Below are 22,004 nucleotides of genomic sequence, written 5' to 3' on the forward strand. Positions count from 1 at the left end.
GCAGACGGAGCGGCCCTTGCAGAGGCAACCCCGTCCGCCACTCCTTCACGCCCCAACTACTCACTGCCGGGCAGTCGGCTCGGCCAGCAACCCCACCCTGTATCATCAACCCTCAATTTCATGCCCACTATAACCAGTTATTCTACCGGCACGGTCACGGCCTGCCCGGAGTAGCTGACGGTTTGGCCCGTGGCTTTGGTAAGGTCGGCGGGCACGGGACGGGCTTTGCTGACGGCTACTATTCGGAACGTGCGCAGGGTCGTCATGCCGGGAAAAGCGCCTTGGCGGGCCCCGATGGTCAGGGTTTTGGCCTTTTCATCGTAGCGCAGCGGGATGGTGGCAAAGGCGCCCTGCTCGTAGTTATAGTTCACGTCCTCATCTTCGTAGAGCGTAAACTGCCCGTCGCGGCCGGTGTAGACGTAGAGCGTGAGCGGGTCGGCGGGCTTTTCGGCGGCGTACTGAATTTCGGGGCCGAAGGGCAGAATCGCGCCTTCGGGCACAAAGAGCGGCATTCGTTCCAGCGGGGCAGCCTCCACAATCTGCCGGCCGCCGGCCTGATGCTGGCCGGTGTAGAAGTTGTACCAACCCGTGCCGGCGGGCAGATACAGCGGCTTTTCCCGGGCCTGGTACTCGGTAATGGGGCTCACCAGTAAGCTGGGGCCGCACATAAACTGGCTGCCAATGCTGCGCACGTTGGGGTCGGCGGCGAAGTCCATCTGCAGGCCCCGCATCAGGGTGTAGTTTTCGTGGTGAACTTTGCCGGCCAGGGAGTAGAAATAAGGCATCAGGCGGTAGCGCAGCTGGTCGTAGTAAAGCATGCTTTGGTAGGCCGGATGGGTTTCCGGCGCGATGTTGAACATTTCGCGAAACGGATACTGCCCGTGCACCCGAAACAGCGGACAGAAGGCCCCAAACTGAAACCAGCGGGCCTGTAGCTCCCGCCATTCTTCCAGGTCAGCGGCGTTGGGCTTTTCGTAGCGGCGCTCCACGGCAAAGCCCCCGATGTCGGTGGTCCAGTACGGAATGCCTGACAACGACAAATTCAAACCGGCCGGAATCTGGTTGCGGAAGTCTTCCCAGCGGGAGCCAATGTCGCCGCTCCAGATGGCCGCCGCGTAGCGCTGGGAACCGGCGTAGCCCGAGCGGGTGAGCAGGAACACGCGCTGGTTGGGCGCCGTCTGCCGCTGCCCCTCGTAGATTCCCTTGGCGTTCTGGAGCGGAAAGCCATTGAAATACTGGGTAGCCGAGCCCAGAAACGTCGGTGTCATGAGCTCCTTGCGGGTGGCTACCGAGGTGTTGGAGTAGATATCGGGCTCGGAGGCGTCCATCCACCAGGCGTCGATGCCCTTGGTAAAAAGCTTGGCGTTCATCAGGTCCCAGAACGCCTGCCGGGCCTGAGGGTTGAAGGCGTCGTAGAACGTGGAGGTGTAGCCGGGCGCAATCCAGTCCTTGGTGCGGTTAGCCACGTTGCGCGGGAAAAGGTAGCCCTTGCTTTGAAAGTCGCGGTAGGCCGGAATGCCCTCGTAGAACTTGGCCCACACCGAAATCATGAAGTGCAGGTTGTGTTCCTGGTGCAGGGTTTTAATCAGACCATCCGGATTCGGGAAGCGGCTGGGGTCAAACTCCTGGCTGCCCCACTCGGCCGGTTTCCAGTACGACCAGTCGAGCACGATATTGTCGATGGGAATCCGGCGGCGGCGAAACTCGGCGGCCACGTCCAGCATTTCCTGCTGGGTTTTGTACCGTTCCCGGCTTTGCCACAGCCCCAGCGCCCAGCGCGGCACCATCGGCGCCTTTCCCGTAAGCTGCCGGTAGCCGCTGACGACTTCATCCAGGTTCTGGCCGTGCACGAAGTAGTAATCCAAGCTGATGCCGGCTTCGGAAGCCAGCCCGTACTCGTGCTGATTTTGGCTGGGCAAAGGGCTTAGCCACTTCAGCCCGATATAAGACTCGTCGCCATCCGGGTTCCACTCGATTTTAACCGGGTATTTCCGCCCGGGTTCCAGATTCAGGGCCACCACCGACGTGCCGGGGTTCCAGGCCTGCCGCCACTTATCCACCTGCAGTTTGCCGTCGAGGTAGAACTTCACGTAGCCGGCATTCTTGAGCAGAAAATGATGCAACCCGGCCGTGCCCGACTCAATCGAGCCTTCCCAGGTAACCAGCGTCTGACCGAGCTTCAGGCCGGCCGGGAAGTTCTTCTGGTCTTCCAAATACTCGTAGTTCAGCACCGACTCGGGCCGCTGCACCAGCACTTCCGCTGGCTTGTCCTTGCGCGCGTAAGTAGCCGTGAGCCAGCCCTGCGTGCCTTCCTTGGAATAGAGCTTGAGCGTGGAAAGCGGCTGGTAGTCGCGCGTGTCCCCGACTTTGGTGATGGAGTAGTTGTCCCAGAGCAGGCCGTAGTTGCGGCTCGACACGAGGAAGGGCACGGCCACGTCGGTGTTGTTCTGGGCCAATTCTACCTGCTGGCCCCGGTAGTTCATCGTGCCGTTCTGGTGCTGACCCAGGCCGTAGAGCCCTTCGTCGGCCGGCGAGTCGAAAACCTGCTCGAGCTGGTAGAGCGGCTGCCCGTCGGCCACTACGGACCGGAAGGTTTTGCCCCCGCCGGGCCGCTCCTGCAAAATGACGTGGCCCTGCAAATCGGTGAAGCTAACCTCGCCGGTGCTCAGCGAAACCGTAGCCCGCAGCGCGCCGGTACTGATGGTACCCAGGCCCTTCTTTTCCTGGTACTGCCACTTCACCGCCGGAGCGGGCTGCGCCACCACCATCAGGCTGGGCACGGTGGCAATGCTTTCCAGCGGACTGGCCTGCACGCGGATAATTTGGTCCGACACCACCTGCAGGCGCACCGTGCGCGGGTCGTGGTCGGTACGCGGAACCAGGTGCACCACAATGCCATCTGCCTGCCGTTGCACCGTGGCTTTTTGGGCCAGGACAACGGCAGGCAGCAGGATAGCACCAGTCAGGATAAAAGCACGGAAATAGGATTCGCCCATAGAAAGTGAGTAGGAGGAATTCCCGACAGCCAGCCGTTTTCTTCCGCCGCCCAGCCGGCGCAGTGCTGCCAAGCGGCGGAAGAAAACCGGCGTCAACAGTCGGATTACAGGGTCACGTTGCCGGTCAGGCGGATGTCGCGGGAAGAGCTGCCCACTAGCACGTCGAACTTGCCGGGCTCCAGCACCCACTGCTTTTTACTCTCGTCGTAGTACTGGAAGGCGTTGGTGTCGAGGTTCACGGTCACGGTTTTCGACTCGCCAGGCTTGAGGAAGACCTTGTCGAAGCCCTTGAGCTCCTTCTCGGGGCGCTTCACGGCGGCCTGGTCGTCGTGCACGTACACCTGCACCACTTCGGCCCCGGCGGTTTTGCCGGTGTTGGTCACCGTGAGTTTTACCGTGGCGCTTTGGTTGCCGGGCGTCACGGTCAGCTTGTCGTACTTGAAGGTGGTGTAGCTCAGGCCGTGGCCGAAGGCAAACTGCGGGGCTACTTTGTAGGTGTCGAAGTAACGGTAGCCCACGAAGATGTCATCCTTGTAGAACTGCTTGAGCGGGTCGCCGGGGGTGCTGGGGTATTCACCCAGCTTGTGGGCCGGGGAGTCTTCCAGCTTCACGGGAAACGTCAGCGGGAGCTTGCCCGAGGGGTTCACGTCGCCGAACAGAATGTGGGCCAACGCGTTGCCGCCTTCCATACCCGGGTACCAGGCTTCCACGATGCCCTTGGCCTGTCCGGCCCAGGCCGACACGTCAATCGGGCCGCCACCCATGAGCACAACTACCGTGTTGGGGTTGGCCTTGAGCACGGCTTTTACCAGCTCGTCCTGGCCGAAGGGCATGTGCATGTCGGGCTTGTCCACGCTTTCGGCGTCGTAGGCGTTTTCATCCCAGACGCTGTAGTCGAAGCCGTGAATCCAGCCGCCCACCACGATGGCCACTTCCGCGGCTTTGGCGGCGGCTACGGCCTCGGCAATGAGCTTGGCGTCGGCCTGCTGGCCGCGGGCCACCTTGTAGCCGGGGGCGTAGGTGATTTTGGCTTTGGTGCCCAGGGCATTTTTCAGGCCTTGCAGGGGTGTAATTTCATACTTGGCTTTCACCTGGGCACTGCCGCCGCCCATGGCGTTTTCGCGGGTAGCGTTGGCCCCAATGACGGCCACCGTTTTCACCGTTTTCTTCAGGGGCAGGATGTTGCCGTCGTTTTTGAGCAGCACAATGCCTTCCTCGGCTACTTTCAGGGCCGTGGCCTGGTGCTCCTTGCTGTTGTAGGCGCCGGCTTTGCGCTTGGCCCCGTCGAGCATGTTGGTGGCGTACATCACCCGCAGAATACGCCGCACTTTATCGTCGACCAGCGGCAGCAGGCTGGGGTCTTTCTTTACGGCTTCCAGGGCCGGGTTGGCCAGGTAAAACCGGTCGTACACGGTTTCGCTGAGCTTGTCCTTGTTGATGCTGCCCGAGGTCTGGGACGTGCCCTGGTAGGCCAGTACCAGGTCGGTGCCCATTTCCAGGTCGGTGCCGTTGCGCAGGGCGTTCATCGTGTTGTGCACCGAGCCCCAGTCACTCATCACCACCCCGTTGAAGCCCCACTCCTTTTTCAGAATGTCGTTCATCAGGTAGGCGTTTTCGGTGGCAAAGGTGCCCCGAAACTTGTTGTAGGAACCCATGAGCGTGTTTACCCCGCCTTCCTGCACGGCGGCCTTGAAGCCCGGCAGGTAGATTTCGCGCAGGGCCCTTTCGCTCATGTCCACATCGATGTCGTTGCGGTGAATTTCCTGGTTGTTGGCCGCGTAGTGCTTCACGCAGGCCGACACGCCCTGGTCCTGCACGCCCTTGATGTAGCCCACCACCATGCGGGAAACCAGAAACGGGTCCTCGCTCAGGTACTCGAAATTGCGGCCGTTCAGCGGGGCCCGGATGATGTTGATGCCGGGGCCCAGAATCACGTCTTTGCCGCGGTAGTTGGCCTCCGAGCCCAGCACTGCGCCATAGGCGTAGCCCAGGGCCGGGTTCCAGGTCGAGGCCAGGGTGTTATTGGTGGGCAGGTAGGTGCCCGCGTCGTCCACGCCTTTCTGGGCCGTCCAGCCCCGGCCATGCTCGAAGCGCACCCCGTGGGGCCCGTCGGAGGTTTCCAGTTCGGGAATGCCCAGGCGTTCCACGCCGCCCGAGTTGAACGACGACACGCCGTGGAGCATCTTGATTTTCTCTTCCAGGGTGAGCTTGCTGAGCAGGGCGTTGATCTTGTCGTCGTTGGCCGTGAGGCGGGCCTGCTGGTTTTCCTTGGGCGCAGGCTTCTCAGTCGTCGGGCCCGACTTGCTTTGGGCAACGTAGATGCTCATCATGGCAGAACAGACGGCGGTGCCCAGCAGGGCCGCAAAACGGGGGGATTTGTAGAGCATAGAAGTAAGAGGTAAAAGGGTACGCGGAGTAAATTTTGCCCGGTCGGCGGGGAAAAGCAGCGCCCGTTGCCAGACGCCACTTTTCCCACCAAACGGGACCTCCGGCCGGGAATTAATAGCCGGGGTTCTGGCTCAGGTTCGGATTTACGTTGCGCTCCGACTGCGGAATGGGCAGCAGGTTGTTGAACTCCTGAATGGTTTTGCCCCGGGCCCGCATCGTCGAGACGAGCTTACCGGTGCGCTTCAAATCGTACCACCGGTCCATTTCGAAGGCCAGTTCGTAGCGCCGCTCCCGCAGCACGGCCGCGTCGAAATCGGTGGTGGCAGCCGTCAGGTCTTTGGCTGAAGACGAGCTGATGGGCAGGCCAAAGGCCCGGCGGCGCACCTTGTTGATGGCCTCCAGCCCTTCGGCCGTCGGGCCCACGGCTTCGGCCAGAATCAGGTACATTTCACTGAGGCGCAGCACCGGCACATTCAGCGGCGAGTCCCAGTTGTTCACGTTCACGGTGCCCACGAAGAACTTGCGGATGTTGAAGCCCAGCGGGTCGCCGACCAGCGTGGCGGGCTGCACCTGCCCGTCGGGGTATTTGTCGCCGGGCACGAATACCGTGGGCCCCTTGCGCAGGTCGCCGGGCTCGAAGCCGTCCACAAATTCCTTTTCCGGGATGTTGAAGCCATAGCCGCCCGACGATACCACGTAGGGACTACCGAAGAAGCGGGCCCCCCAGAACTCGTTCATAACTGAGCCGGGCCCGTCGGTGGAGTAGCTACTCAGGCCGTTTTTGAACTGCACTTCGAACAAGGATTCCTGCCCGTTCTCATTTTCCACCTTGAAGTTGTCGCCGAAGTTGGTCCACAGGCTTTTGCCGGAGCCGGCAATAACGGCCCGGGCCTGAGTGGCAGCTTCGGGCATCTTTTTCTCGGTCAGGTACACCTTGGCCAGCAGGCCCGTGGCCGACCATTTGGTGGCCCGCCCGATGTCGTCGCCGGTGTAAGAGGCGGGCAGTTTGGTAATGGCGTCGAGCAGGTCTTTCTCAATCTGGGCGTAGACCTGGGCCGCGGGTGTGCGGCTTAGGCCGGCCGCTTCGGCCGCCGTTTGGGGCGGGGTCAGCACCAGGGGCACGTCGCCGAAGCCACGCACGAGGTAGAAGTAGTACAGGGCGCGCAGAAAGGCGGCTTCCCCCAGGCAGCGGTTCTTCAGGGCGGCGTCCATTTCAATGGCCGGCACGCGGGCCAGCACCTGGTTGGCCTGGCCCACGCCCAGGTAGGCGCGCTGCCAGTGGCTGGTCACGAGCGGGTTGGTGGCCGGAATGGTGAAGTTGTCGAGCTGCTGAAACTCGATGCCGTCGGCGGCTCCCCCCCCACCGAGGTAGGAGTTGTCCGACATAACGTCGCCGATACCCCAGAGCGAGTAGTTGAACATCCCGTTCTGGCTGAGCTGGGAGTAGGCCGCGTTGGTGGCCTGAATGGCGTCGTTGGAGGTTTTGTAGAAGATTTCGGTCGTAACGGCATTGCGGGGCTGCAGGTCCAGAAAGTCTTTGCCGCAACCGCTGAGCAGGGCCAGCGCGGTGAGGCCCAGCACCAGGGTATTTTTGGGAAGCAGAGTAGTGGGTTTTCGTAACATGGTCATCAGGTTTGAGGGAGGAAAAAGGCAACTCGGCCGGCCAAGAGCTTAAAAGCCGATGTTGATGCCGGCCAAAAAGGTGCGGGCCTGCGGGTACACGCCCCGGTCGACGCCGAAGCTACCGCCCTGATTGCCCAGCTCGGGGTCGAAGCCCTTGTACTTGGTGAAGGTCAGCAGGTTCTGGCTGCTCACGTAGACGCGCACCCGCTGGGTGTAGAGCTTTTTGCCCAGCTCCAGGGGCAGGGTGTAGCCCAGCGTGAGCAGCTTCACCCGCAGGTAAGAGCCATCCTCGAGGTAGTGCGAAGAAATGCGCAGGTTCTGGTTGGGGTCCCCGGCCACAGCTCTTGGAATGTCGTTGCTCGTGCCCGCACCGGTCCAGCGGTCCAGGGTAATGGTGCTGGCGTTGGAAGCGCCATACAGGCCGCCCTCGGTGTAGTAACGGTTCAGGTTGTACACGTCGTTGCCCTGGGAGCCTTGCAAAAACACGTTCAAATCAAAGCCCTTAAAGCCCAGCGTGTTGTTCAGGCCGTAAGTAAAGTCCGGGTTGGGGTCGCCGATGAAGGTGCGGTCCTGGTCGTTGATGACGCCGTCGTTGTTGAGGTCCTTAAAGCGGATGTCGCCGGGGGCCGTGCTCTTGGCCGGGTCGGTGCCGGCCACCTGCACGGCGTGGGTTTTCACGTCTTCGTTGTTCTGAAACAGGCCGTCGGCCACGTAGCCGTAGAAGGAGCCGAAGGGCACGCCCGCCTCATAGCGCACCAGGTTGCCCCCGCCCCGGGTGTTTTGCCCGTCGAAGGGCTTGCCGGCACCGAGCGAGGTAATTTCGTTGCGGTAGGCACTGAAGTTGAGCGTCGTCGTCCAGCTCAGGCCACCGGCTTCCCCCACGAAGTTGTTGGAGGTAAGGGCCAGGTCGATACCCCGGTTGGTGGCCGCCGCGGCGTTGGTATTGATGCTCTCACTGGTCCCCGATACGTAGGTCACGGGCACGGCGGCAATCAGGTTGGGCGAGGTGCGGCGGTAGAGGTCAATGGAGCCCGAAAGGCGGTTTTTCCACAGCCCCGCGTCGATGCCCACGTTGATCTGCTCGTTGTTTTCCCAGCGCAGGTCCGAGTTCTGCAACCGGGTGGGGGCGCCGCCAATGACCTGCGACTGGCTGCCAGAACCAAACACGTAGCCCGTGCCGGGCACCCCGTTGTTCGACTGCGGCGTGGAGTTGACGGTGGTCAGGTAGGCAAACGTGCCCGCGTTAAGCGGATTGCCCACCCGGCCGTAGCCCACGCGCAGCTTCAGGTTGCTGATATAGGAGTTGTCTTTCAGGAAATCCTCCTCCGAAATCCGCCAGCCCACCGAGGCCCCCGGGAAGACGCCAAACTGGTTGCCGGGCGCAAAGGCCGAGGAACCATCGTAGCGCAGAATAGCCTGGAACAGGTATTTACCAGCAAACTCGTAGTTGACCCGGCCGAAGTAGCTGGCCAAGCGGGTCCGGCTGTTGCCGCCGTTGTTGCTGAGTTGGGAATTTACCGGCCCCCGGTCCAGAATCGTCAGGTTGTTGGTGCTGTAGCCAATGCGGGTACCACCCAGGTAGAAGTTGTCGAACTGCTGGGCCGACTGCCCCACTAGTATGCTGAACTGGTGGTTGGTACCGATGAGCTTGTCGTAGGTCAGCGTGTTTTCAATCAGGTAGCTCGGGCTGTAGTTGGTGCTGCTGTTGGCCTGCGCCTGGGAAGTGGGGTACTTTGATGAGCCTTTGATAGAGGGGAAGAACTGGTCCCCCTGCAAAAACTGCAGGTCGGTGCCCACGTTGGTGCGCAGGCGCAGGCCGGTCAGCGGCTCCAGCTCGGCGTAGAACGTGGACGTGACCCGGTTGCGGTTATTCTTGATTTGGGGCCGGCGGGCCGCCGTCACCGGGTTTTCCTCGCCGTAGTTGTCGGCGCTGGTAAACTCGTAGTAGCTGCCGTCCGGGTTGAAGGCCGGGGCCGTGGGCGGGGCCTGCAGAGCCAGCTGAATAACGCCCGAAAACTCGTTGTTTTCGTTGTTCAGCGGCTGCTCTTCCTGGTGCGTCAGCCCCAGCGTATTGCCGATTTTGAGCACCTTGCTGAGCTGCACTTCCCCATTAGCCCGTAGCGTAAAGCGCTGGAAGCTGGAATTGATAATGGTGCCGTCCTGCTGGAAATACCCCGCGCTGGCCGCGTACCGAGCCTTTTCACTGCCCCCGGTGGCCGATAGGGCGTAGTTTTGAATCTTGGCCGGCCGGAAAACCTCGTCCAGCCAGTTGGTGCCCGCGCCCAGGGAGCCAGGGTTGGCGTACTTTGGAATGACGTCGAGGCCCCCGTTGCGGCGGGCTTCGTTGTTGAGCTGGGCAAATTCCTGGGCGTTGAGCAGCGGAATCTGCCGCCACACCTGCTGGGTGCCCACGTAGGCGTCCAGGTTGATGCTCGACACCCCGGCTTTGCCGCGCTTGGTGGTAATAATAACGACGCCGTTGGCCGCCCGTACCCCGTAAATGGCCGTGGCCGAGGCATCCTTCAGCACGTCGATGCTTTCAATGTCGTTGGGGTTGATGCTGTTCAGCTCGTTGCCCGTGGCATTGCCGTTGCCATCCACGGCCGAGGGCAGCGGAAAGCCATCCACCACGTAAAGCGGGGAGTTGTTGCCGGCCGAGGTAATGCCCCGCACCCGCACCGAGGTGCCGCCCCCACCGGGCGCCCCGGAGTTGGATACCACCTGTACGCCCGCCGCCCGGCCCTGAATGGCCTGGGCCGCATCGGCCACGGGCTGGGCCGCCACGTCGCGCCCCGACACCGAAGCCACGGCGCCCGTCACGCTCTGCCGTTCCTGGGTGCCGTAGCCCACCACTACTACTTCTTTCAGTGCCTGGGCGTCTTCGCTCAGCGTCACGTTAAAGCTCGTGGTGGCTTCAGTTACCGGCATTTCCCGGCGCGAATAGCCCACGAAGCTGAAGACCAGCACGCTGCCTTCGGGCACTTCCAGGCTGAAATTGCCGGTGGCATCGGTGCTGGTGCCTATTGAGCTGCCCTTCACCACGACTGTAACGCCGGGTAGCCCGTCGCCGTTGGCCTGGGTGACGCGGCCGGCCACTCGCACGTCGGCTTGGCCCCGAGTTGGAGCCGGCTGCTGGCTCGTGCCGGGCACGGGCCGAAGCGGGGCTGCCGAGGCCACAAACGTTTGCAGGCTACTGGCCGTCAGCAGCACCGCCCCTTGTAAAAGGATTTTCCTGTGTGATTGTGAAAGCATAGAGGTGGGATTTTAAATGGGAGTTAGTGGACAAAAGCAGGCAATAAGGTGTCGGTCAAAAGCGGCGGAGCTTTTGAATTTGGACAGAGCGGAGCAGAAATGGATAATAGTATCGCCGGAAAGTTCAATCTTTCGATAAGCACGGGCACACGGAGCCAGGCCGGAAAATTTCAGCCTTTGCATTCGGGCAAATAGGTGCGGAAAAGGCTTTTTCAAGCCTTCAAAGGAAATTACTCAACTACTGCTCCCTTAGCGAGAGGCGGGCTGAGCAGCTGAAAGATGGCGGCATTGCCAGTCAACAAGGCAGCCTCGGAGCGGAAAAAGTACTAGTCGGGACTGGACTCTCACCAAACCCGGTTAGAGTTCGGAGCGGTGAGGCGGCGCTGGAAAAACCAGCGAAGAGTTCTGCATACGATGGGGGTTAGCAGTGGAAATTTCAGCAGGTCGGAAGTAGAGCATAAGCAGGAAAAACGGGAACTTGCGTACCAAGCTCAGGCAAGCCAACGCAGTTCTTCTGCAGTGTCTACGGGCCGAATATAGAAACATTTGCTTACAATGCGTAAATTCTACGCAATAAACTTTCGCTTATGAATACGCGTCAGGAAGTCCTGGATTTTGTGCACCACGGCGCAGAGCGGTTTTTGCCCCATCTTTCAATCGATTGCGCCATTTTCGGCTACCACGACCACGAGCTCAAAACTCTGCTGATTCGTCACCACGGGCAGCAGAACTGGAGCTTGCCAGGTGGCTACATCGGGCGGCACGAAACCTTGACCGAGGCGGCCCACCGCATCCTGGCCGAGAAGACCCAGCTCACGGGCTTGTTCCTGCAGCAGTTCTACACCTTCGGCGACAGCGCCACCCGGATGAACAACATCAAGACTGAGCAGACCCACAACACGACCTACTCCAAAGTGGGCGTGAGCTTGAGCCCCGGCCATTGGCTCTCGGAGCGCACCTTGTCCATTGGCTATTACGCCCTGGTCGACTACCTGCAGGTGGTCGTGACGCCCGAGTTTCTGGTCGATGAGTACTGCTGGTTGAACGTGGCTGACATCCCCAAGGAGTTGGTGTACGACCACAACGAAATCATTCAGAAGGCTCTGTTAACCTTGCGGGCTCATATTTTTCAGCAGCCCATTGGCTACAACCTGCTGCCCGACAAGTTTACTCTGCCCGAAATTCACTCCCTCTACGAAACCATCCTCTGCAAGCAGATTGACCGGCGCAACTTCCGCAAGAAGCTCCTTACCCTGGGCCTCATCCGGCAGCTCGACGAGCAAAAGAAAATCGGCCCCCACCGCTCCCCTTTCCTCTACGAGTTTGACCTGGAGAACTACAGCCGGGCCCTGGAAGACGGCTCGATTCTGACGTTTTAGTCGGCCGTTGTAGTACTCTAGAACGATAAAGGCCAGAGCAGTTGTTAAACTCCCTTAATGAGTCAGCAAAAAGCCGCTTCGGAATCCCGAAGCGGCTTTTTGCTTAATGATATTTAGATGTGCTGGTAAACGACGGAAACAGGACAGCCCAGCTTCTGCTGAAACCTAGTGATAAACTCCTCCGTCAAGTCGGGCCAGTTCCAGAATTTAAAGCCTAAATCACTGAAGCCCCACTCGGGTGTAAAATGAAGCTGGTGAACATCACTTGCAGCCCCACAAACCGGACAGATTATATCATCCGTCTCGCCTTCGCACCAGTTGCCAATAAAGTCCAAGTCCTCGTCTGACAGATTTTGCTGACAGCCCGGGCATAATATTTCCTCTACTCCATTGCCACCCGTATCGAAGACTTGCCTTTCGGTAATAACCTCAAGTCCATTAACCGCCAACTCAAAGACGAGCTCGTTGCTTGAGCAAAGTATCTGCCTTGCGCCATTTGCTATAGCATAGCCCCCGCCATTTCCTAAAAGACAGGCCGAAAGTGTGGGCCTCACGATATTCTCTGCAATCAGCCACTCTACTATTTCTCTTGCCTTATTTTCCTTGTTGGGATAAGCTGCTAGCGCTGGAACAATTGCAATACTATGGTCACTCATCGGTCCTGGTGGTAATTATTCCCCAAGCGGCTGGGGCTGCATCGGCGTAATGCTGATTTCGTCATATCATCACATCCGGGTAGGTATAGTAGCGGTTTTCCTGCACGGCTAGCTGCACGCCTTCGAGAAATACTTGCCAGCCTTTGCTTCTCACCGCTTGGCGCAAGGCGAAAGCACAGTTTTGCGCAATGAGAGTATGCCGGGGCGTAGCTCCCGACATGGCGAAAACCTCACCCTCGCAATACGCGTGGCGCTGCTCCGAAACTTCTTCCAGCGCTTGGTACTCTTCTACGGTATAGCGCCGGGTGGAGGCTTGCGTTTGCGACATATGGCTAAAACCTAATTTGTCCAAATATACGCCATTCCGAACCCGGGCCCGCAGAACCTTTGTTCCCAACCCACCAAGCGCTACCTTTGCCCCTCAATGCCTGTTTATATGGGCCTTTAACTGCTGAATCGTATGCTTCTCGCTGTAACCACTAATTACCAGCCGGTTGATTTTCTGCCCATTGTGGTGCAATTCGGCCTGGCCATTGCCTTCGTGGCCTTCGCCATGATTGTGTCCCACTTGGTGGGACCCAACCGCAAAAGCAAAGTCAAAAACGAAGCCTTTGAGTGCGGTATCGAGTCGGTGGGCAATGCCCGCACTCCGATTTCCATTAAATACTTCCTCACCGCCATCCTCTTCGTGCTCTTCGACGTGGAAGTAATTTTCATGTATCCCTGGGCCGTGAACTTCCGCTCCCTGGGCTGGGATGGCTTCGTGCAGATGATTGTATTCCTGGCCCTGCTGATGGCCGGCTTTGCCTACGTCATCAAAAAGGGCATTCTGAAGTGGACCGGCACTCACGCCTAAGTCCAATTCAACCAAACTTTTGCCGGCTCGCTGGTGTTCGGATAAAGGGCAAAACGCCCCTCCAAACTGACAAATCTCATGAGCGATATTCGTGTTCCTGAAATAAAGATGGTCGAGGCCCCCGAGGGCGTGGAAGGCGCTGGCTTCTTCGCCACCTCCCTGGAGTCGGTGGTGGGCATGGCCCGCGCCAACTCCCTCTGGCCTTTGCCCTTCGCTACTTCCTGCTGCGGCATCGAGTTTATGGCCACCATGGGCTCCCACTACGACATCTCCCGCTTCGGCTCGGAGCGCCCGTCGTTTTCGCCCCGGCAGGCCGACCTGCTGATGGTGATGGGCACCATTGCTAAGAAAATGGCCCCCATCGTGAAGCAGGTGTACGAGCAAATGGCCGAGCCCCGCTGGGTGCTGGCCATGGGCGCCTGCGCCTGCTCGGGCGGCATCTTCGACTCCTACTCCGTGCTGCAGGGCATCGACCGGATCATTCCCGTCGACGTGTATGTGCCCGGCTGTCCGCCCCGCCCCGAGCAGGTGCTCGACGGCCTGATGCGCGTCCAGGATTTGGCCCGTACCGAATCAATTCGCCGCCGCAACGCGCCCGAGTACCAGGCGCTGCTGGCTTCTTACAACATCAAGTAGTTTGGACGCTGGCCCTTTCGGTACTCTCCCGAAAGGGCCAGTTTCTGCCTCTTAGCTTCTCTTACAGGAATGGCTGAAAATACTCCAGAATCTGCGGCAGCACCCCAGGAAGCGGCGGCCCCGCAAGACCCGCAAGCGGCCAAGAACGCCCAGCTGCTCGCCTTGCTGCACCGCTTGTTCGGCGCCGACGCGTTTACCGACGTCGAGGAGCCCTACGGCCTGCTGACGGTGACAACGACGCGGGAGCGGATTCACGACATCATGGCCGGTTTGCAGCAGGACCAGGAGTTGCAGCTCAACTTCCTGACCACGATGTGCGGCATTCACTACCCCGAAAACGAGGGCAAGGAGCTGGGCATGATTTACCACGTGCACAGCCTGGTCAACAACCTGCGCCTGCGCCTCAAGATTTTCTTCCCCATTGCCGACCCCGTCGTGCCCACGCTGACCGACCTCTACGCCACGGCCAACTGGATGGAGCGCGAGGCCTACGACTTCTACGGCATCATTTTCACGGGCCACCCCAACCTGATCCGCATCCTGAATGTGGAAGACATGGACTACCACCCCATGCGCAAGGAATATGCGCTGGAAGATGGCACCCGCGAAGACAAAACTGACCTTTTCTTCGGACGATAAATCGTTTGTCATGCTGACGAAGGAAGCACCTTATCACCGCTGCTTTTGTCAGGTTTTCTAATCAATAGCAGCGCGGACGTGATAAGGTCCTTCGCAAGCTCAGGATGACAATTTTGCTATGGCAGTAAACGACACGCTGGAAGGTACCCACAAGATCATCCAGGAAGCCAAGGAACAGCAGCAGCACAGCGGCTTGGTTCCCACGCTCAACGACTTCAGCCAGGAGCTGACGACCCTGAACCTGGGTCCGACGCACCCGGCCACGCACGGCATTTTCCAGAACATCCTGCAAATGGATGGGGAGCGGATTATTTCGGGCGTCCCGACCATTGGCTATATCCACCGGGCTTTTGAGAAGATTGCCGAGCGCCGGCCCTTCTACCAGATTACGCCCCTCACCGACCGGATGAACTACTGTTCGTCGCCCATCAACAACATGGGCTGGCACATGACGGTAGAGAAGCTGCTCGGCGTGACGGTGCCCAAGCGTGCCCAGTACATGCGCGTTATTGCCATGGAGCTGGCCCGCATCACCGACCATTTGATCTGCAACTCGATTCTGGGCGTGGACACCGGGGCCTTTACCGGCTTCCTCTACGTGTTCCAGGAGCGCGAGAAGGTCTACGAGATTTACGAGGAAATCTGCGGTGCCCGCCTGACCACCAACATGGGCCGCGTGGGCGGCATGGAGCGCGACTTCTCGGATGTCGCCATCCAGAAGCTGCGCGACTGGCTCAAAACCTTCCCGGCGGTGATGAAGGAGTTTGAGTCCATGTTCAACCGCAACCGCATCTTCATGGACCGCGTGGTAAACGTGGGCCCGATTACGGCCGAGCGGGCTTTGAACTACGGCTTCACCGGCCCCAACCTGCGCGCCGCCGGCGTCGACTACGACGTGCGGGTGATGAACCCTTACTCCAGCTACGAGGACTTCGACTTCGAAATTCCCGTGGGCACCAAGGGCGACACCTACGACCGGTTCATGGTGCGCAACGAGGAAATCTGGCAGAGCCTGCGCATCATCAACCAGGCCCTGGAAAACCTGCCCGAAGGCCCCTTCCACGCCGATGCGCCGCACTACTACCTGCCTCCCAAGCAGGCCGTGTATAAGAACATGGAGGCTCTCATCTACCACTTCAAAATCATCATGGGTGAGATTGAAGCGCCGGTGGGCGAGGTGTACCACTCCGTGGAAGGCGGCAACGGCGAGCTAGGCTTCTACCTGATTTCCGACGGCGGCCGCACGCCCTACCGCCTGCATTTCCGCCGCCCCTGCTTCATTTACTACCAGGCCTACCCCGAAATGGTGGTGGGCAGCAGCCTCTCCGACGCCATCGTGACCCTGTCGTCGATGAACGTTATTGCCGGCGAGCTGGACGCGTAGTTTTTTGCTGAATTTGACTTTATGGAATCGACAACCGCGCCCGTGAAACCCCAGTTTTCGGAAGCTGCCAAGGCTGAAATAGACCGTATCTGCAAGCAATACCCGGAAGAGCGCCGCAAGTCGGCGATGCTGCCGGTGCTGCACATTGCCCAGGCCGAGTTTGGGGGCTGGGTAGCCCCCGAGGTGCAGGATCTGGTGGCCGAGGTATTGGGCGTGAAGCCTATCGAGGTGTACGAGGTTTCGACCTTCTACACCATGTTCAACCTCAAGCCGGTGGGCAAGCACGTGCTGGAAATCTGCCGCACGGGTCCCTGCCAGCTGCGCGGCTCCGACGAGCTGACCCTGGAGCTGGAGCGTATCACCGGCGCTAAAGTCGGCGGCGAGCCTTCGGCCGACGGGCTGTTTACCTTGAAAGAGGTGGAGTGCCTGGCCGCCTGCGGCTTCGCCCCCGTGGTACAGGTGCGCGAGAAATACTACGAGCAGCTCGATACCGAGGAATCGGTGAATGCTATGCTCAGCGAGCTGCGCAACATGGTGCACCGCCCGGCGCTTCCCTGGGAAGAAAAGGGCCTGCCCAACGCCGTAGCCAATAATTAACCGCTTTCAGCTAACCGCTCAGACACTATGGGACGCAAACTGCTGACCGAACATATCAACGTTGAAGGCATCGACACCTTCGAGGTGTACCGCAAGCACGGCGGCTACCGCTCGGTGGAGAAGGCCCTCAAAACCATGACCCCCGACGAGGTGGTGGAAGAGGTGAAGAAGTCGGGCCTGCGCGGCCGCGGCGGCGCCGGTTTCCCCACGGGTATGAAGTGGAGCTTTCTGGCCAAGCCCGAAGGCGTGCCGCGCTACCTGGTCTGCAACGCCGACGAATCGGAGCCGGGCACCTTCAAGGACCGGCAGTTGATGTCGAAACTGCCCCACCTGCTCATCGAGGGCATGATTACGAGCTCCTACGCGCTGGGCGCCAACACCTCGTACATCTACATCCGCGGGGAGCTGCTGTACGTGCTGCGCATCCTGGAAAAGGCCATTGCCGAAGCCTACGCGGCTGGTTTCCTGGGCAAGAACATCCTGGGCTCGGGCTACGACCTGGATTTGTACGTGCACCCCGGTGGCGGCGCCTACATCTGCGGCGAGGAAACGGCGCTGCTGGAATCCTTGGAAGGCAAGCGCGGCAACCCACGTAACAAGCCCCCATTCCCCGCCGTGCAGGGCCTCTACGCCCGCCCCACGGTGGTGAACAACGTGGAGTCCATTGCGGCTGTGCCGGTGATTGTGAATGACGGTGGCGACGAGTACGCCAAGATTGGCGTGGGCCGGAGCACCGGCACCAAGCTGATTTCGGCCTGCGGCCACCTCAACAAGCCCGGTATCTACGAAATCGAGCTGGGCGTGCCGGTCGAGGAATTCATCTACTCCGATGAGTACTGCGGTGGCATCTGGAAAGGCCGCGACCTGAAGGCCGTGGTGGCCGGCGGTTCGTCGGTGCCGATTCTGCCCAAGGAGCTGATTCTGAAAACCGCCGCCGGTGAGCCCCGCCTGATGACCTACGAGTCGTTGTCGGATGGCGGGTTCGTGACGGGCACCATGCTGGGTTCCGGTGGCTTCATTGCCATGGACGAAACCACCTGCATCGTGCGCAACACCTGGAACTTCTCCCGCTTCTACCACCACGAGTCGTGCGGGCAATGCTCGCCCTGCCGCGAGGGTACGGGCTGGCTGGAGAAAATCCTGCACCGCATCGAGCACGGCCACGGCACGGAGCGCGACATCGACGTGCTGGCCAGCGTGGCCAAGCAGATCGAAGGCAACACCATCTGCCCGCTGGGTGAAGCCGCCGCCTGGCCGGTTTCAGCCGCCATCCGCCACTTCCGCGACGAGTTTGAGTGGCACATCCGCAACCCCCAGGAAGCCACCCGCCCCGGCGCGGTGTACCCCGGCAAAGCAGTCCTTGTATAACCTGAACGTCATGCAGAGCGCAGCGAAGCATCTCGCGTGCCATGCTATTTGATTACCATTGCACGCGAGATGCTTCGGCTTTCGCCTCTGCATGACAGACGTACTTAATGTGCGAACATTCTAATGGCTAAAATAACATTTGACGGCATCGAGGTTGACGTTCCGGACGGAACCACCATCCTCAACGCGGCCCGCACCATCGGCGGGGGCATCGTGCCCCCGGCCATGTGCTACTACACGCCGCTGAAAGGCTCGGGCGGCAAGTGCCGGGCCTGCCTCGTGCGCGTGGCGGCCGGCTCGGCCAAAGACCCGCGGCCTATGCCTAAGCTCGTGGCTTCGTGCGTGACGCCGGTGCAGGACGGCATGGTGGTCGAGAATACGACTTCCGAGCAGGTCCTGAACGTGCGCAAGGGCATCGTGGAGATGCTGCTCATCAACCACCCGCTGGACTGCCCCGTGTGCGACCAGGCCGGGGAGTGTGACCTGCAGAACTTTGCCTTCGAGCACGGCGTGAGCACCACCCGCTACGAAGAGGAGCGCCGCACTTTCGAGAAAATCGACATCGGGCCGCTGATTCAGCTGCACATGACCCGCTGCATCCTGTGCTACCGCTGCGTGTACACCGCCGACCAGCTCACCGAAAAGCGCGTGCACGGCGTACTGGGCCGCGGCGACGCCGCCGAAATCGGCACCTATATCGAAAACATCATCGACAACGAGTTCAGCGGCAACGTCATCGACGTGTGCCCGGTGGGTGCCTTGACCGATAAAACCTTCCGCTTCAAGCAGCGGGTGTGGTTTACGAAGCCCGTAAACGCCCACCGCCAGTGCGAAAACCCCAAGTGCTGCGGCAAAGTAGTGCTTTGGTACAAGGGCAAGGACGTGCTGCGCGTCACGGCCCGCAAGGACCAGTACGGCGAGGTAAAGGAGTGGATTTGCAACACTTGCCGCTTCGATAAGAAGGAAACTTCCGACTGGACGCTGGAAGGTCCGGCTCATATCGACCGTTCGTCGGTAATTTCGGCCAACCACTACGAGCTGCCCGTGCTCAACGCCCAGGTTATTGCCGACTTGCCCGAAAGCTCGCTGCGCGACCTGGAACAGAATCCTCCCATGCGCTTAGGTAATTAGTTTTTAGTTGTTGGTTGTCAGTTGTTAGGTCGTTCTAGGGCCTGTTCAACCAGCAACTAACAACTGACAACGAACAACTAACAACTCCAATGATAGAACTACCAACCTTAGGCTGGCAATCCATTGTAATTCTCGTCGTTTTCGGCGTTTCACTGCTGATTGCCACGTATTGCACCTACGCCGAGCGGGTTATTGCGGCCTTCCTGCAGGACCGGGTAGGTCCGGACCGCGCCGGCCCGTTTGGCTTGCTGCAGCCCCTGGCTGACGCCGTGAAGCTCTTCACCAAAGAGGAGTTTTTCCCCGCTGGTGCTAACCGCGCTTTGTTCGTGCTCGGGCCCTGTCTGGCCATGATTACGGCCCTGATGTCGTCGGCGGTAATTCCGTTTGGCAACGTCATTCAGTTTGGCACCAACGTGTTCAACCTGCAGGGTATTGAAGTCAACATCGGCATGCTGTGGGTGTTCGGCATCGTGTCGTTGGGCGTGTATGGGGTGATGATTGGCGGCTGGGCTTCCAACAACAAGTTCTCCCTGCTGGGCGCCATCCGCGCCGGCTCCCAAAACATCAGCTACGAGCTGGCTATGGGCATGGCCCTGATTGCCGTGCTGATGATTTCGGGTACTTTGTCGCTGCGTGAAATCACGCTGCAGCAGTCGGTAGCCGGGGAGTGGCACTTCTGGAACATTGTGAAACAGCCCCTGGGCTTTATCATCTTCCTGGTCTGCGCCTTTGCCGAAACCAACCGCACGCCCTTCGATTTGCCCGAATGCGAAACTGAACTCGTGGGCGGCTACCACACCGAGTATAGCTCCATGAAAATGGGCCTGTACCTGTTTGCCGAGTACGTCAACGTCTTTGTGGCTTCGGCCGTGATGAGCGTGCTCTACTTCGGTGGTTTCAACTTCCCCTTCCAGTATGAGCTGCGCGACTGGTTCGTGAACAGCCAAGGCTGGGAGCTGACCTCGGCGCAGAACCTGATTTCCATTGTAGGCCTGCTGGGCCTGTTCGGGAAGATTTTCGCCTTCATCTTCTTCTTCATGTGGGTCCGCTGGACTCTGCCCCGCTTCCGCTACGACCAGCTGATGCGCCTGGGCTGGACCATCCTGATTCCGCTGGCCATTTTCAACATCCTGCTCACCGGCGGCCTGATTCTGGGCGGTATCATTAAGTAATCGAACTATGCAGTCCTTAAGCAATAGAGCCAAAAAGCTAGAGGCCAAGCCAATGACGCTGGCCGAGCGGGCTTACCTGCCGGCTATTTTTCAGGGCCTGAGCATCACGATGCGGCACTTTTTCCGGGCCGCTACCAAGAAGCAGGTGACGGTGCGCTACCCCGAGGAAAAGCGGCCCTTCTCCCCCATCTTCCGCGGCCTGCACGTGCTCAAGCGCGACGAGGTGGGCCGGGAGCGGTGCACCGCCTGCGGCCTGTGCGCCGTAGCCTGCCCCGCCGAAGCCATTACGATGGTGGCCGGCGAGCGGAAAAAAGGCGAAGAAGGCCTGTACCGCGAGGAGAAATACGCCGTCAGCTACGAGGTGAATATGCTGCGCTGCATCTTCTGCGGCCTCTGCGAGGAAGCCTGCCCGAAAGCCGCCGTGTACCTGCAGCCCGACAAGATGGCCCCGCCCCGCTTCGAGCGCGACGAGTTCATCTACGGCAAAGACCGCCTCGTGGAACCCGTTGACCCAAACGCCCGCAGCATCCGTGGTATTCAGCTCACGCCCGAGCAAGCTCAGGCTTTGAGCCAGAAAATCAGCCAGCAACCGGCGTAATCGACTCACAATTCCCCTCCTTTCTTTAAAGAGGGGTGCCCGCAGGGCGGGGTGGTTAGCTAGAGTTAAAAACTAGAGCTATAAAGTCGTTCAACGATTATCAACCACCCCTAGCCCCTCCTCAGCTGAGGAGGGGAACTAGTTTTCTAGCTTTAGCCGTAGATTTCCGCCAATGGCCTCCTCTCCTTCCCTGTTTTTCTTCTTATCGTTTGTGGCCTTGTTTGCGGCCCTGGGCGTGGTACTGGCCAAGAACCCGGTGCACAGCGTGCTGTTCCTGATCCTGACGTTCTTCTCGCTCTCGGGCCACTACCTGATTCTGAACGCGCAGTTCTTGGCCGCCGTCAACATCATCGTGTACGCCGGGGCCATCATGGTGCTGTTCCTGTTCGTGATTATGTTCCTGAACCTGAACGCCGATACGGAACCCCACAAATCGACCTTGTCGAAGGTAGCCGCAGCCGTGGCGGGGGGCTTGCTGCTGGTCGTAATGGTGGCCGCTCTGCGCGACGTGCAGACTGGTACCACCTTTACCGCTGCCACTTTCAACTCGCAGATTGGGATGGTAAGTCAGCTGGGCATGATTCTCTACACGAAGTACCTGCTGCCGTTTGAGCTGGCCTCGGTACTGTTTCTGGCCGCCATGGTCGGTGCCGTGATGCTGGGCAAGCGCGAAGCCGGGGAGCGGAATTTCTAAGCAACAACTTCTCTAAGAATCGAAAAGCGGCGTCTGATACTTCAGGCGCCGCTTTTTTGCTTAAATATTACATCAGGGCTTCACCAATCACCAGTAAAAATGCTTCGAAAATCTGTTGCCGGCCGCTACTTCACCTTAGAGATATTCGAGTGCGCACGGAAAACCATCCAGTTAGCAGCTAGCCTGGGATTTGAGAACGTAACGGTTGAAAACTTCACGCACTACCGTAATCCTGATTCAATCCGGGCGGTAGTACAACATGGGTCACTGGTCAAACCTCTTGCACTGAAATCATTTCGACTAGACTTTACCACCACAAGGGCGGATTTCCTCGACCTGATTGACCTATGGGACAGTCAGGGATGCTACGCCGTTTTTCATACGTCGGAAACCCTAAAATTTAAGGCTACTGATTTAGCACCTACCGCTCGTTACCGGGCTTTGGATAACTTTGGCTGGAACCTGGAGCTGTACGTTCCCGACAGCGCGTCGGATGGCCGGGCACTGATAGTTTCCCCGACCCAGCTATTATAGGCCTGATAGAAGCTCAACTTGAAAGCGGTTCCTAAGTATTCAGAAGCCGCCTTTAAGTTATGATTTACCCCCTGCGTTCAGAGAGGCTAACCGCTTGGGCA

General features: G+C 59.6%; 18 protein-coding genes. 12 read left to right on the forward strand and 6 right to left on the reverse strand.

Translation table 11 applies throughout. From position 1 onward, the window contains the following. Nucleotides 1–137: 137 nt before the first annotated feature. From CLV45_RS24190 to CLV45_RS24205, 4 genes are all read right to left on the reverse strand, one after another. Nucleotides 138–2,996: a TIM-barrel domain-containing protein gene (locus CLV45_RS24190; protein ID WP_100339087.1), complete on the reverse strand. Its 2,859-nt coding sequence runs from the start codon at nt 2,994–2,996 to the stop codon at nt 138–140. Nucleotides 2,997–3,100: 104 nt separating this feature from the next. Next, nucleotides 3,101–5,383: a glycoside hydrolase family 3 C-terminal domain-containing protein gene (locus CLV45_RS24195; RefSeq protein WP_211289996.1), complete on the reverse strand. Its 2,283-nt coding sequence runs from the start codon at nt 5,381–5,383 to the stop codon at nt 3,101–3,103. 112 nt (nt 5,384–5,495) lie between these two features. Beyond that, the gene (locus tag CLV45_RS24200) at nt 5,496–7,007 is read right to left on the reverse strand and encodes a RagB/SusD family nutrient uptake outer membrane protein (protein ID WP_170061926.1); all 1,512 of its coding nucleotides are present in this window, start codon (nt 7,005–7,007) and stop codon (nt 5,496–5,498) included. Nucleotides 7,008–7,055: 48 nt separating this feature from the next. Then, a complete protein-coding gene (locus tag CLV45_RS24205) occupies nt 7,056–10,259 on the reverse strand; it encodes a SusC/RagA family TonB-linked outer membrane protein (RefSeq protein WP_100339089.1) in 3,204 nt (1,067 codons plus the stop codon). 587 nt (nt 10,260–10,846) lie between these two features. On the opposite strand from CLV45_RS24205, the gene CLV45_RS24210 reads away from it, so the two are divergent. Continuing rightward, the gene (locus CLV45_RS24210) at nt 10,847–11,638 is read left to right on the forward strand and encodes an NUDIX hydrolase (protein WP_100339090.1); all 792 of its coding nucleotides are present in this window, start codon (nt 10,847–10,849) and stop codon (nt 11,636–11,638) included. Between the two features lie 113 nt (nt 11,639–11,751). Here the strand turns inward: CLV45_RS24210 and CLV45_RS24215 are convergent, their stop codons facing one another. Then, on the reverse strand, nt 11,752–12,294 hold the full coding sequence (locus CLV45_RS24215; protein WP_100339091.1) for a hypothetical protein: 543 nt from the start codon (nt 12,292–12,294) through the stop codon (nt 11,752–11,754). A gap of 61 nt (nt 12,295–12,355) precedes the next feature. Beyond that, the gene (locus CLV45_RS24220) at nt 12,356–12,622 is read right to left on the reverse strand and encodes a Uma2 family endonuclease (RefSeq protein ID WP_100339092.1); all 267 of its coding nucleotides are present in this window, start codon (nt 12,620–12,622) and stop codon (nt 12,356–12,358) included. Nucleotides 12,623–12,754: 132 nt separating this feature from the next. On the opposite strand from CLV45_RS24220, the gene CLV45_RS24225 reads away from it, so the two are divergent. From CLV45_RS24225 to CLV45_RS24275, 11 genes are all read left to right on the forward strand, one after another. Then, nucleotides 12,755–13,150: an NADH-quinone oxidoreductase subunit A gene (locus CLV45_RS24225; RefSeq protein ID WP_100339093.1), complete on the forward strand. Its 396-nt coding sequence runs from the start codon at nt 12,755–12,757 to the stop codon at nt 13,148–13,150. Nucleotides 13,151–13,228: 78 nt separating this feature from the next. Beyond that, nucleotides 13,229–13,786: an NADH-quinone oxidoreductase subunit B gene (locus CLV45_RS24230; protein ID WP_100339094.1), complete on the forward strand. Its 558-nt coding sequence runs from the start codon at nt 13,229–13,231 to the stop codon at nt 13,784–13,786. A gap of 69 nt (nt 13,787–13,855) precedes the next feature. After that, complete coding sequence (locus CLV45_RS24235) at nt 13,856–14,425, forward strand: NADH-quinone oxidoreductase subunit C (protein ID WP_100339095.1); 570 nt, start codon at nt 13,856–13,858, stop codon at nt 14,423–14,425. A gap of 118 nt (nt 14,426–14,543) precedes the next feature. Next, nucleotides 14,544–15,809 (forward strand): NADH dehydrogenase (quinone) subunit D, encoded by a 1,266-nt coding sequence (nuoD, locus tag CLV45_RS24240; RefSeq protein ID WP_100339096.1) that lies wholly within the window; start codon nt 14,544–14,546, stop codon nt 15,807–15,809. A 21-nt stretch (nt 15,810–15,830) separates the two neighbouring features. Beyond that, nucleotides 15,831–16,406, forward strand: coding sequence for an NADH-quinone oxidoreductase subunit NuoE family protein (locus CLV45_RS24245; RefSeq protein ID WP_100339097.1), 576 nt, complete (start codon nt 15,831–15,833; stop codon nt 16,404–16,406). Between the two features lie 27 nt (nt 16,407–16,433). After that, nucleotides 16,434–17,774, forward strand: coding sequence for an NADH-quinone oxidoreductase subunit NuoF (nuoF, locus tag CLV45_RS24250; protein WP_100339098.1), 1,341 nt, complete (start codon nt 16,434–16,436; stop codon nt 17,772–17,774). A gap of 123 nt (nt 17,775–17,897) precedes the next feature. Further along, nucleotides 17,898–18,905, forward strand: coding sequence for a 2Fe-2S iron-sulfur cluster-binding protein (locus CLV45_RS24255; RefSeq protein ID WP_100339099.1), 1,008 nt, complete (start codon nt 17,898–17,900; stop codon nt 18,903–18,905). A gap of 89 nt (nt 18,906–18,994) precedes the next feature. Then, the gene (gene nuoH, locus CLV45_RS24260; protein ID WP_100339100.1) at nt 18,995–20,077 is read left to right on the forward strand and encodes an NADH-quinone oxidoreductase subunit NuoH; all 1,083 of its coding nucleotides are present in this window, start codon (nt 18,995–18,997) and stop codon (nt 20,075–20,077) included. A 7-nt stretch (nt 20,078–20,084) separates the two neighbouring features. After that, entirely contained in the window at nt 20,085–20,675 is a 591-nt protein-coding gene (locus CLV45_RS24265; protein ID WP_100339101.1) for a NuoI/complex I 23 kDa subunit family protein, read from the forward strand. Nucleotides 20,676–20,847: 172 nt separating this feature from the next. After that, a complete protein-coding gene (locus tag CLV45_RS24270; protein ID WP_100339102.1) occupies nt 20,848–21,369 on the forward strand; it encodes an NADH-quinone oxidoreductase subunit J family protein in 522 nt (173 codons plus the stop codon). A 99-nt stretch (nt 21,370–21,468) separates the two neighbouring features. Beyond that, nucleotides 21,469–21,903 carry a hypothetical protein gene (locus CLV45_RS24275; RefSeq protein ID WP_100339103.1) on the forward strand — a complete coding sequence of 145 codons (435 nt, stop codon included), beginning with the start codon at nt 21,469–21,471 and terminating at the stop codon, nt 21,901–21,903. Nucleotides 21,904–22,004: the final 101 nt, after the last annotated feature.

It is taken from the genome of Hymenobacter chitinivorans DSM 11115 (genome assembly GCF_002797555.1).
Lineage (GTDB): Bacteria > Bacteroidota > Bacteroidia > Cytophagales > Hymenobacteraceae > Hymenobacter > Hymenobacter chitinivorans.